Annotated in this window: 14 protein-coding genes and 1 tRNA gene; 4 read left to right on the forward strand and 11 right to left on the reverse strand. The window is 69.9% G+C overall.

Features of this window, described 5'->3' with window-relative positions:
• The first annotated feature begins 3 nt into the window (after positions 1-3).
• Positions 4-711 (forward strand): SOS response-associated peptidase, encoded by a 708-nt coding sequence (locus AB3M83_RS09550; protein WP_412947444.1) that lies wholly within the window; start codon positions 4-6, stop codon positions 709-711.
• 91 nt (positions 712-802) lie between these two features.
• Complete coding sequence (locus AB3M83_RS09555) at positions 803-1,609, forward strand: 3-methyladenine DNA glycosylase (protein WP_412947865.1); 807 nt, start codon at positions 803-805, stop codon at positions 1,607-1,609.
• Between the two features lie 9 nt (positions 1,610-1,618).
• Here AB3M83_RS09555 and nagE read toward each other — a convergent pair whose 3' ends face one another.
• Positions 1,619-3,535 carry an N-acetylglucosamine-specific PTS transporter subunit IIBC gene (gene nagE, locus AB3M83_RS09560; RefSeq protein WP_412947447.1) on the reverse strand — a complete coding sequence of 639 codons (1,917 nt, stop codon included), beginning with the start codon at positions 3,533-3,535 and terminating at the stop codon, positions 1,619-1,621.
• Between the two features lie 135 nt (positions 3,536-3,670).
• On the opposite strand from nagE, the gene AB3M83_RS09565 reads away from it, so the two are divergent.
• Positions 3,671-3,892 (forward strand): hypothetical protein, encoded by a 222-nt coding sequence (locus AB3M83_RS09565; RefSeq protein WP_412947450.1) that lies wholly within the window; start codon positions 3,671-3,673, stop codon positions 3,890-3,892.
• A 162-nt stretch (positions 3,893-4,054) separates the two neighbouring features.
• On the opposite strand, the gene AB3M83_RS09570 is transcribed toward AB3M83_RS09565, so the two are convergent.
• The 10 genes from AB3M83_RS09570 to rplU form a co-directional block, all read right to left on the reverse strand.
• Positions 4,055-4,130 (reverse strand) — tRNA-Ala (locus tag AB3M83_RS09570).
• 72 nt (positions 4,131-4,202) lie between these two features.
• Positions 4,203-4,580, reverse strand: a complete 378-nt coding sequence (rsfS, locus tag AB3M83_RS09575; RefSeq protein ID WP_412947453.1) for a ribosome silencing factor — start codon at positions 4,578-4,580, stop codon at positions 4,203-4,205.
• Complete coding sequence (locus AB3M83_RS09580) at positions 4,580-5,914, reverse strand: hypothetical protein (protein ID WP_412947455.1); 1,335 nt, start codon at positions 5,912-5,914, stop codon at positions 4,580-4,582. Before AB3M83_RS09580 ends, rsfS begins: the two co-directional genes overlap by 1 nt.
• Positions 5,911-6,498, reverse strand: coding sequence for a nicotinate-nucleotide adenylyltransferase (gene nadD, locus AB3M83_RS09585; protein WP_412947457.1), 588 nt, complete (start codon positions 6,496-6,498; stop codon positions 5,911-5,913). The genes AB3M83_RS09580 and nadD overlap by 4 nt, the downstream gene beginning before the upstream one ends.
• A gap of 11 nt (positions 6,499-6,509) precedes the next feature.
• Entirely contained in the window at positions 6,510-6,731 is a 222-nt protein-coding gene (locus AB3M83_RS09590; protein ID WP_412947459.1) for a hypothetical protein, read from the reverse strand.
• A gap of 44 nt (positions 6,732-6,775) precedes the next feature.
• On the reverse strand, positions 6,776-8,035 hold the full coding sequence (locus tag AB3M83_RS09595; RefSeq protein WP_412947461.1) for a glutamate-5-semialdehyde dehydrogenase: 1,260 nt from the start codon (positions 8,033-8,035) through the stop codon (positions 6,776-6,778).
• A gap of 31 nt (positions 8,036-8,066) precedes the next feature.
• Entirely contained in the window at positions 8,067-8,897 is an 831-nt protein-coding gene (proB, locus tag AB3M83_RS09600) for a glutamate 5-kinase (protein ID WP_412947463.1), read from the reverse strand.
• A complete protein-coding gene (obgE, locus tag AB3M83_RS09605) occupies positions 8,894-10,414 on the reverse strand; it encodes a GTPase ObgE (RefSeq protein WP_412947465.1) in 1,521 nt (506 codons plus the stop codon). The genes proB and obgE overlap by 4 nt, the downstream gene beginning before the upstream one ends.
• Before the next feature lie 71 nt (positions 10,415-10,485).
• Positions 10,486-10,743 carry a 50S ribosomal protein L27 gene (gene rpmA, locus AB3M83_RS09610; RefSeq protein ID WP_412947468.1) on the reverse strand — a complete coding sequence of 86 codons (258 nt, stop codon included), beginning with the start codon at positions 10,741-10,743 and terminating at the stop codon, positions 10,486-10,488.
• A 17-nt stretch (positions 10,744-10,760) separates the two neighbouring features.
• The gene (rplU, locus tag AB3M83_RS09615) at positions 10,761-11,069 is read right to left on the reverse strand and encodes a 50S ribosomal protein L21 (RefSeq protein WP_412947471.1); all 309 of its coding nucleotides are present in this window, start codon (positions 11,067-11,069) and stop codon (positions 10,761-10,763) included.
• 214 nt (positions 11,070-11,283) lie between these two features.
• Between rplU and AB3M83_RS09620 the strand changes: the two genes are divergently transcribed.
• Positions 11,284-11,556 (forward strand): DUF4031 domain-containing protein, encoded by a 273-nt coding sequence (locus AB3M83_RS09620; RefSeq protein ID WP_412947474.1) that lies wholly within the window; start codon positions 11,284-11,286, stop codon positions 11,554-11,556.
• Positions 11,557-11,568: the final 12 nt, after the last annotated feature.

Genomic DNA, 11,568 nt, shown 5'->3' on the forward strand with positions numbered 1-11,568 from the left:
AGCATGTGCGGTCGGTTCGTCGTCGCGAATGTCGCGTCTGAGCTCGTCGGTGTCCTGCGCGTCGACGTCGAGGGCGAGGATCTCCCCTCGCCCTCCTACAACGTCGCGCCCACAGCCCGGGTGGGCATCGTGCTCGACTCGGTGAAGACCGACCCGCCCACGCGGCGCCTCGAGTCCGCCCGGTGGGGGCTCATCCCCGGCTGGGCGAAGGATCCGAAGATCGGGGTGAAGGCGTTCAACGCCCGCTCCGAGGAGCTCGAGGACAAGCCGATGTTCCGTCAGGCGCTCATCAAGCGCCGCGCGATCGTGCCCGCCACCGGCTACTACGAGTGGGCGACGACCGACGAGGGCAAGGTGCCCTACTTCATCTCCCCCGCCGACGGCTCACCGCTGCTGTTCGCGGGACTCTACGAGTGGTGGAAGGACCCGCAGAAGGCCGAGGAGGATCCCTCGAAGTGGCTGCTGTCGTTCACGATCCTCACCCGTGACGCGGTCGCCCCGCTCGGTTCCATCCATGACCGGATGCCGCTCTTCGTGGACGCGGATTTCGCCGACGCCTGGCTCGACACCGACGTGGACAACGTCGGCGATCTCCTCGACGCCGCGGTGGATGCGGCCCCCGAGGTCGTCTCAGGCCTGACCGATCACCGGGTGTCCCCGGCCGTCGGCAACGTCCGCAACGACTCCCCGGACCTCATCGCGCCGGTCTGATCCCGGGTCCGGTCCGAGCTCGCCGGACTATCCTCGGGGAGTGACTCCGACCGCTCCGCTCGTCCTCCCCCGGTCCGGCTGGACCGACCGGATGCGGGCGCACGAGGACCGTGCCGACGCGCTGACCGCGGGTCGGCGCGCTCGCGTCTCGCGGGGTCGGACACACCCGGTGGACGACTTCCTGTACACCTACTACTCGTACAAGCCGAGCCTGCTCCGACGGTGGCACCCGGGGCGGGACGTGGCGATGACGGATGCCGCGGACGCGCCGCACGCGCGATGGCGCTGGTACCGGGTCGAGGGCGATGCGGTCATCGCCGACGCCGCCGCGTTCCTGGCCGAGAAGGAGCCGCTGGTGCGGGCCATCCGCGGCATCCTCTCGAGCACGCTCGGTCGTGCCGGCTCGTACGGCTGCTTCGGGATGCACGAGTGGGCGATGGTCTACCGCGACCGCGAAACACGGCATCCGGTGCCGCTGCGCCTGGGCCCCGCGGGCACCGATGCGGTCGTCGAGGCCCACGACGTCCGCTGCACCCACATCGACGCGTTCCGCTTCTTCACCCCCGACGCGGTTCCCCGCAACCGGTTCGCGCCGACCCGCGACACGCAGGCGGCGATGGAGCAGCCCGGCTGCCTGCACGCCGGCATGGACCTCTACAAGTGGGCGGTGAAGCTCGGACCGCTCGTCCCCGGCGACGTCCTGCTGGACGCCTTCACCCTGGCGCGCGACATCCGAGAGCTCGACATGCGCGCCTCGCCCTACGACCTGCGCGACTGGGGCTACGAGCCGGTGGAAGTCGAGACCCCCGCCGGCAAGGCCGCCTACGTCGCCGCGCAGCGGGGGTTCACGGCACGGGCCCAGCCGATCCGGAGCACCCTGCTCGCACTCATCGGCTGAGCCCGGGCGTCAGATCAGCTCGATGCGCGACGCCGGGTTGTTGAGGACGACCACCGGCGTGATCGTCGGGTGACCGGCATCCCGGATGCGCGCCCGATCGAACCGGACGAGCGGGTCGCCGGTCTTCACCCGCTGCCCCGCCTGGACGAGGGTCGTGAAGCCGTCGCCCTTCATCGAGACCGTGTCGATGCCGATGTGGATCAGCAGCTCGGCGCCGTCGTCCAGGCGCAGTCCCACGGCGTGCCCCGTCGGGAAGACGCTCTCGACGATCCCGTCCGCCGGCGCGGCGACCATGTCGTCAGCCGGCTCGATCGCGATGCCCGGACCCATCGTCCCGTCCGAGAACATCTCGTCGGGAACCTCCGACAGGCGGACGACACGACCGGCGACCGGCGCCGCGATGCGCACCACCGCGGGCGCCTGCGTGGCGGTGACGACGGCAGCCGCCGGGGTGGTGTCCGGAGCCGCCGGCGCGCGCCCCTGCATCACGTCCTCCATCGCATCCTTCACGAACTGGACGTTCAGCCCGTAGACGACCTGGACGGAGGTGCCGCCCGGCTTGATGGTGCCGGCCGCTCCCGCACGGGCGAGAGCCTTGTCGTCGACCTGCGAGACGTCGGCGACCTCCATCCGGAGACGTGTCGCGCAGTTGTCGAGTTCGACGATGTTGTCGCCGCCTCCCAGCGCCGCGACGAAGCGCTCCGCGGTCGCGTGGTAGTCGCTGCGGGGTGCGGCATCCGCTGCGTCCTCGTCGAGCACGTCCTCGTCCTCCCGTCCGGGCGTCTTGAGGTCGAACCGCCGGATGATCCAGCGGAACACGACGAAGTACACGGCGAACCAGAAGACGCCCATCACGAGGATGAGCCACGGATTCTGGGCCATCGGATTGACCCAGCCGAGGACAAGGTCGATGAACCCGCCGGAGAATCCGAAGCCCATGCGCACCGGCAGCAGTGCCGAGACGAAGAGCGAGATGCCCATGAAGACGGCGTGGACGAGGTAGAGCCACGGAGCGAGGAACATAAACGCGAACTCGAGGGGCTCGGTGACGCCGACGAAGAACGACGACACGGCTCCGGAGAGGAGGATGCCGGCCACGACCTTGCGGCGGCGGGTCTTCGCCGTCACGTACATGGCGAGGGCGGCACCCGGCAGCCCGAACATCATCACGGGGAAGAATCCGGTCATGTACTGTCCGGTCACGCCGTAAACGCCGTCGCCCTCCGATCCCTGGAGGAAGTTGTTGAGGTCGTTGATCCCGGCGACGTCGAACCAGAACACCGAGTTCAGCGCGTGGTGGAGTCCCAGCGGGATGAGCAGGCGGTTGAAGAAGCCGTAGAGGCCGGCGCCGACCGGCCCGAGGGTGACGATCCACTCGCCGAACGTCACGAGTCCGCCGTAGACGAGCGGCCACACGAACATGAGCACCAGCGCGAACACGAGGGAGACGCCGGCGGTCACGATCGCGACCGATCGCTTGCCGGAGAAGAACGAGAGCGCGTCGGGCAGCTTCGTGTCCTTGAAGCGGTTGTAGCACCACGCGCCGATCAGTCCGGAGACGATGCCGACGAACACGTTCTCGACGTTCGTGAACGCCGCGTCGACATCCTCGACGGCGGTGCCCGTCAAGGCCGACATCGTCGCCGGACTGAGCATGGTCGTGACCGTCAGCCATGACACCAGGCCCGCCAGTGCGGACGTCCCGTCGGATTTCCTCGCCATGCCGATCGACACACCCACCGCGAACAGGAGCGCCAGGTTGTCCAGCAGCGCACCGCCCGCGGCCGTGAGGAACGCCGACCCGACGTTGTCGTCGCCGCCGTTCGCGGACCTGATCCAATAGCCGATGCCGGACAGGATCGCGGCGACCGGCAGGACGGCGACCGGGAGCATGAGCGACCGGCCGAGTCTCTGGAAGAATTTCATCTCCTGCTCCATCCCGGCTCTCGAGCAGAGCCCTGCGGCGAGGGTACACACCGGATGCCGCGAAGGGCAGAGCCTGCCGCCACGTTCCGGACCAGGCATACTCGGGCGGACGGGACGAACACGAAAGGCTGAGACATGAGCACCGAGAACGAGCCCTCCGACCACGACCACGACCACGACCTGGAGCGACTCGTGGCCGGCGAGCAGGATCACCTGCCGCCCGCGCCCGAGGGTGCTCCCGATGATGCAGACTCCCGCGCGCCGGAGGACGTCTTCACGGCGCCGGCCGGGAACACCCCCTATGCCGATCGCCGGACCGTCGACGACAACCGGACCCCGGAGGACGAGGAGACCTGATCTCGATCCCCGTGACCTCGGCGCGGGCAAGCGAGGCATCCCCCGCCGACTCACCTGAAGTCACCGGTCACGGACACGCGGCAGGCGACGACATCGCGCGTCTTCCTGGGCTCCCCCGACACGACCCGGAAACGCAAAAACCCCCGACTGAACGGGGGTGTTTGGTGGACCTGAGGGGACTCGAACCCCTGACCCCCTGCATGCCATGCAGGTGCGCTACCAGCTGCGCCACAGGCCCTCCGTCACCGCTCGCGGCAACTCATCCAGCTTACAACATGTTCGACCGTGCTCTGAACACGGCCGACGATCGTCACTCGTGCGAGGTGTGCTCGGGCACGGTCACCGGGACGATCGGGCAGTCCTTCCACAGCCGCTCGAGCCCGTAGAAGACACGCTCTTCAGCGTGGAAGACGTGCACCACCAGGTCGCCGAAGTCGAGCAGGATCCACCGAGACTCCTGACGGCCCTCGCGGCGCAGACGCTTCTGCCCCGCCTGCAGCATCCGGTCCTCGATCTCATCGGCGATCGCGGCGACGTTGCGCTCGCTGTTGCCGGTCACGAGGAGGAAGGCGTCGACGAGCGGCAAAGGCTCTGAGACGTCGAACGCGACGAAGTCCTCACCGCCCTTGCTGTCGGCCGCGGCGGCGGCGATCTGCACCAGTTCGTGCGTACGTTCGGTGGCAACCATCAGAACACTCCATTCACGACGGCGAGAATCAGAACCGTCGCAAGGGCAAGGGCGAGGGCGCCGGCGGTGATCGCCAGCGTCATCATGAGGCGGCTGCCCTTTTCGGGAGCCGGGGGGCGGATGATCTCGTCCGCACTCTTGATCGTGCTGATCGCCGCGCTGGCGGAGATCGGGGTGGGCGACGAAGCGGGCGGAAGCTCGCCGTCGATGAGGGCGGCGTCGACATCCTTGCCGTCCTGGGCGCCGGGCAGGGTGCCCGTCGATCCGTAGGTCTCCGGCAGCGCGTAGCTGCCCGTGATCAGGAGCTCGCCGGTTCCGAGGATCGGCACCGACAGCGAGCCCGTGTCGGGGGTCTGCGACAGGATCAGCGCGTTCGGCGCCGACGAGGAGCCCGCGCCGCCCCGCGACAGGAGGTGGTCGAAGGACGGCGGCAGTTCGATCTCACCGGGTTCGCCGGCGAGGAGCTGCGCGCCGAGGCCCGGGGAGACGACGTGGACGAGCGGGAGGTCGTCATCCGCGCCGGGCGACGGCGACGGCGTCGCGTCCTCGGAGACGACGTCCGCGTCTTCGGCCATCTCGGCATCCGTCTCGCCCGCGACGTCGCCGTCGACCTCGCCGGGAGCAGGGGCGTCCTCATGGACGGGGTGATCGTCCTCGTCGACGTCGGCGTCATCGACGTGAGCATCCGCGTCATCGACGTGAACGTCCGGGTCACCCTCGTGAACCTCCGCGCCATCGACGTGAACGTCAGCGTCATCGACGTGGACATCGGCGTCATCGACGTGGACATCGGCGTCATCGACGTGAACGTCCGCGACGTCGTCGTGGGGCTCGCCGGCATCGGATGCCGCCAGGCCCGGGTCACCGGCGTCGGCGGCCGCCTGATCGGCGGACGGGATGACCTCGATCGCGGCGGTCCGGAGCTTCGCCTGCTGACGCGCCTGCCGGCGCGACACCGGCGCCGCGTCGAGGTCGACCGCGGCGGGGATCTGCGGCTGAGGAGTCGGCTCGACATCCTGCGGGGCATCCTCGGCCGATCCGTCCGGCTCGGGCTCGCCGTCGGACTCGTCGGCGCCCTCGAGGGTGGCCTCGGGAGCAGCGTCGGCCTCCTCGGCCGCATCGTCCTTGGCGCCTGCGGGCGGAGAATCCGCGGCAGCCGGCTCCCGCGCGTCGTCTCCCCCGGCGGAGTCGGACGCCGCGCGCTCGGCGGCCGCCGCGGCGGCGGCCTCGTAGGCGTCCTCCGGCGTGATGATCGGGGTGGAAGCGGTGTTGCGCAGTTCACGCAGCTGTCGCCGGGTCAGCGGAGGCGTGCCCGGCTGTTCTGGTGTGCTCATGCCTTGCTCCGATACAGGTGGTGCTTCGCAATGTATTGGACGACGCCGTCCGGGACGAGGTACCACACCGGGTGTCCGCGGTTCACGCGGTCCCGGCAATCAGTCGAGGAGATGGAGAGGGCGGGGATCTCGAGCTCGCTGACATCCTCCGTCGGGAGCCCGGCCACGCTGAGGGTGTGACCGGGGCGCGACACGGCCACGAAGTGCGCGAGTTCCCACAGCTCCTGCACGTCACGCCATCCGAGGATCTGAGCGATGGCATCCGCGCCGGTGATGAAGAACAGGTCGGCGTCCGGTCGCTGCGCCTTCAGTTCCCGGAGCGTGTCGATCGTGTAGGTCGCGCCGTTGCGATCGATGTCGACCCGGCTGACCGTGAACATGGGGTTGGATGCCGTGGCGATGACGGTCATCAGGTACCGATGCTCCGCCGAGGAGACGCCGGATTTGTGCCAGGGCTCGCCGGTCGGGACGAAGACGACCTCGTCGAGGTCGAACCACTGCGCGACCTCGCTGGCCGCGACCAGGTGACCGTGGTGGATGGGATCGAACGTGCCGCCCATCACGCCGATGCGCGGAGAAGTCATACGGTGCGGCCTCAGTGGTGGCCGTGACCCGCCTGCTGCACGGGGTTCTTCTGCGCGTACGACTCGGCCTTGTGCGAGTGGCGGTTGGCGACGTTGCGGTACGACAGGGTGACGAGGGCGAGGGCGATGAACACCACGAACGCGACGAGGCCGTAGACGAAGGTCTCAGCCATCACGTTGCCATGGTGCTCGGTCTCGGCTCCGGCGAGGGCGATGGTCGTCGCGAGGTTCATTCGGGCTCCGTTTCGGGGTGCGGGTGCAGGTCCAGTTTAGGCGGTCAGGAGCGGATCTGCCCGTCGCCCCGCGCGAGCCACTTGGTCGTCGTCAGTTCCGGCAGCCCCATCGGACCGCGCGCGTGGAGCTTCTGGGTCGAGATGCCGACTTCGGCGCCGAAGCCGAACTCGCCGCCGTCGGTGAACCTGGTCGACGCGTTGACCATGACCACCGCCGAATCCACCTCTGCCAGGAAGCGCTCGGCGTGCGCCTCGTCGGTGGTGATGATCGACTCGGTGTGAGAGGTGGAGTACGTGCGGATGTGCGCGAGCGCCTCGTCGAGGTCTTCGACGACCCGCACGGACACGTCGAGGCTCATGTGCTCGGTCGCCCAGTCCGCCTCGGTCGTGGGGACGACGTCGGCGGCCAGGCGCGCCACCGCGTCGTCGCCGTGCACCGTGACCCCTTCCCGCTGCAGGGCCGCCACGACCGGCGGGACCAGACGCTCCGCCGCGTCCCGCACGACGAGCAGCGTCTCGACCGAGTTGCAGACGCTCGGCCGCTGGACCTTCGCGTTCACCGCGATGTCGGTCGCCCACTCGAGCGGAGCGGACGAGTCGAGCACGATGTGGACGACACCCGCGCCGGTCTCGATGACGGGCACGGAGGACTCCGTCACGACCGTCTCGATGAGCTGGGCGCTGCCGCGCGGCACGAGCACGTCGACGAGGCCGCGCGCCCGCATGAGCGCCTTGGCGCCGTCGCGACCGAAGTCGTCGACGGTCTGGATGGCCTCCGGGTCGGCTCCCGCAGCCGAGAGCGCCCCACGCATCACCGCGATGAGCGCCGCATTCGACGACTGCGCGGCGCTCCCGCCGCGGAGGACCACGGCGTTGCCCGAGCGCAGCGCGAGCGCCGCGATGTCGACGGTCACGTTGGGCCGGGCCTCGTAGATCGAGCCGATGACCCCGAACGGGACGGACACCTTCTGCAGCCGCAGACCGTTGTCGAGCACCCGCTCCTCGAGCACGCGACCCACCGGGTCGGGGAGACCGGCGACATCGCGGACGGCGGATGCCAGGGCACGCACGCGTCCCTCGTCCAGCCGCAGTCGATCGAGGAGCCCGGTCGAGAGGCCGCCGTCCCTCCCGCGGGCGAGGTCGTCGGCATTCGCCGTCACGATCTCGGACACCGAGGCGTCGATCGCGGCGGCGATCCCGCGGAGGAGCTCGGCCTTGGCGGCATCCGTCAGCAACCCGATCGAACGGGAGGCCTCGCGTGCCCGCTGCATCCGCTCCGGTGCGCTCACGACGGCGGTGGTCATCCCGCCAGTCTAGAGCGGCGGACGGGTCCGCTCAGTCCGCCGTGACCCGGATCGGCGCGGTGCCGACCGGAGTGACGGGTGACGGGTGGGGGACGAACCACGTGCCGACGTCGGCGCCGCGGAGCGCCTCGGCCACCAGGTCCGCACTGGTCACGAGGACGCCGACGCCGGCCGTCGAGGCGAGGCGGGCCGCGGAGACCTTCGTCGCCGCTCCCCCGGTGCCGACGCTGTTGACGACCACCGACCCGAACTCGAAGCCCGCGAGATCGTCGCCGTAGGCCACGGTGTGGATCGGCTCCGCTCCCGGCTCATCCGGCGGACGCGTGTAGAGGCTCTCGATGTCGCTGAGCAGGACCAGCGCGTCCGCGCCGATCAGCTGCGCGACGAGGGCGGCGAGCCGGTCGTTATCGCCGAAGCGGATCTCGTGGGTCGCGACGGTGTCGTTCTCGTTGACGATCGGCAGGATCCGCAGCCCGAGGAGACGCTCCATCGCACGGCGGGCGTTCGAGCGGTGCGTCGGGTTCTCGAGGTCACCCGCGGTCAGCAGCACCTGGCCCGCGACGATCTCAAAGGGCCGCAGGGCTGCCTGGTAGCGGTAGATCAGCACGTTCTGGCCGACCGCGGCCGCCGCCTGCTGCGTCGCCAGGTCGCTCGGACGCGAGTCGAGCAGCAGGAACGGCATGCCGGTGGCGATGGCGCCGGACGAGACCAGGACGACCTCGGTGCCCCGGGCATGCGCTTCGGCGAGGGCCTCGACGATCGGCTGGATCTTCTCGGCGTTGTCGCCGCTGATCGAGGAGGAACCGACCTTCACGACCACCCGACGGGCGCCGGGCAGGCCGGCGCGTTCCTGCACGCTCACGACTCGTCCTCGTCCTCCCACGTGGCCCCGCCGCCGCCGCCGGCGAGTCGCTCGTTCTCGAGCTCGGCACGCGCCGCGGCCTTCGCGTCCATGCGCTCGTAATAGCGCTCGCGGCGCTGCGACGTGGTCCGGCGCGGGTTCAGGTCGAGTCGGGGATCCGTGCCGCGGGGCGCGGTCATCAGCTCGGCGGCCGAGCCGAGCGACGGATGCCAGTCGAAGACGATCCCGTCGCCGGGCCCGATGACGACCGTCGAGCCGGACTCGGCGCCGAGGCGGAAGAGCTCGTTCTCGATGCCGAGCTTCTCGAGCCGGTCGGCGAGGAAGCCGACGGCCTCCTCGTTCTGGAAGTCGGTCTGCTGCACCCAGCGGACCGGCTTCGCACCCAGGATGCGGTAGACGTTGCCGTAGGTGCCGCCCTCGACGCGGATCTCGAACTCCTTCTCGGAGCCCTGCGGCCGGATGACGATGCGCTCGGGCGCCGGCGCGGCGGCAAGTGCGGCGCGGTGCTCCTCGACGATCTCCGCGAGCGCGTAGGTCAGCTGACGCAGACCGTCCCGGCTGACCGTCGAGATGTCGAACACGCGGAAGCCCCGGGCTTCGAGTTCGGGTCGGACGAGATCGGCGAGGTCCTTGGCCTCGGGCACGTCGAGCTTGTTCAGCGCGACGAGCTGCGGCCGCTCGAGGAGCGGGACCTGACCCTCGGGCACCGGGTAGGCGGCGAGCTCGGCGAGGATCACGTCGAGGTCGCTGATCGGGTCGCGGCCCGGCTCGAGGGTCGCGCAGTCGAGCACATGCACGAGCGCCGTGCACCGCTCGACGTGCCGCAGGAACTCGAGGCCGAGACCCCGGCCCTCACTGGCACCTTCGATGAGCCCGGGCACGTCTGCCACGGTGAACCGCGATTCGCCGGCCTGGACGACGCCGAGGTTCGGGTGGAGGGTCGTGAACGGGTAGTCGGCGATCTTGGGACGAGCGGCCGAGACAGCGGCGATGAGGCTCGACTTGCCCGCCGACGGGAAGCCGACGAGCGCGACATCCGCCACCGTCTTCAGCTCGAGGTGGACGTCGCCCTCCCATCCGGGCGTGCCGAGCAGCGCGAACCCGGGAGCCTTGCGCTTCGGGTTGGCGAGGGCGGCGTTGCCGAGACCGCCCTGCCCGCCGGGCGCGACGACGAAACGGATGCCGGGGGTCGCCAGGTCGGCGAGGGTCTCGCCGTCCTCGTCCTTCACGACCGTCCCGACCGGGACGGGCAGCTCGAGGCTCTCGCCCGCGGCGCCGGAGCGGTGGTCGCCCATGCCGAAGCCGCCGTTCCCGGCGGAGCGGTGCGGCGAGTGGTGGTACGACAGGAGCGTGGTGACCTGCGGGTCGGCGACGAGGACGATGTCGCCGCCGCTGCCTCCGTTGCCACCGTCGGGTCCTGCGAGGGGCTTGAACTTCTCTCGCCGGACGGAGACGCAGCCGTTGCCGCCCTTGCCCGCGCTCAGATGCAGCGTCACGCGGTCGACGAACGTCACCATGCGGTTCTCCTGTCGGTGGAAACAGATGAGGGGCGGGCCGCAGCCCGCCCCTCATCGTGGAAATCGGTGTCTTACTCCGCCAGTGCGACGATGTTGACGACCTTGCGGCCGCCCTTCTTGCCGAACTCGACGGCGCCCGCCTCGAGGGCGAAGAGCGTGTCGTCACCGCCACGACCGACGCCGGCGCCGGGGTGGAAGTGGGTGCCGCGCTGGCGGACGATGATCTCGCCGGCGAGGACCTTCTGGCCGCCGAAGCGCTTCACGCCGAGGCGCTGTGCGTTGGAGTCACGACCGTTGCGGGTGGAGCTTGCGCCCTTTTTGTGTGCCATCTCTCGTGCCTCCTGGCTTACTTGATGCCGGTGATCTTGACGCGCGTGAGGTCCTGACGGTGCCCCTGGCGCTTCTTGTAACCGGTCTTGTTCTTGAACTTCTGGATGATGATCTTGGGGCCGCGCTCTTCGCGGAGGACCTCGGCGGTGACCGTGACCTTCGCGAGCTTGTCCGCATCGGTCGTCACGGTGTCACCGTCGACGAACAGGACTGCGGGGAGCTTGATCTCGTCGCCGATCCGCGCCTTCTGGCGGTCGAGCACCACGATGGTGCCGACTTCGACCTTTTCCTGACGTCCGCCGGCGCGCACAACTGCGTAAACCACTTCACACCTTGTTTCTTCTGTGGAGCGCACGGCTCCGTTGTCTATGGAGACTGGGAAGTCTTGGTGCGGAAGCCAGGCTCTGCGTCGCAATGGCCTGCGACACGTGACGCACCAAGGGACCAGAATACCCGATCACCGGCTCCGAGGCAAAAGCGCCGCGCCTCCGCGCGTCGCGTCCCGGCCCGCGTCCCGCGGTCGCCGTTAGGATCGGCGGATGGCCATCCTCGTCGATCCCGCGATGTGGCCCGCCCACGGTCGCCTGTGGGCGCATATGGTCTCGGACAGCGACCTGCGCGAACTCCACGCCTTCGCCGCCGCCCACGGCATCCCGAGCCGCGCGTTCGACCGCGACCACTACGACGTCCCCGAGGACGCCCTTCCCCGCCTGACCGCGGCCGGGGCGGTCGCGGTGAGCGCGCACGAGCTCACCCGCCGGCTCATCGCCTCGGGCCTGCGCATCACCGCCCGCGAGCGTCGCGGGCGGTGATGGCGGTGCGCA

The sequence above is a fragment of the Microbacterium pasadenense genome, assembly GCF_047246565.1.
In the GTDB taxonomy this organism is placed as follows: Bacteria; Actinomycetota; Actinomycetes; order Actinomycetales; family Microbacteriaceae; genus Microbacterium.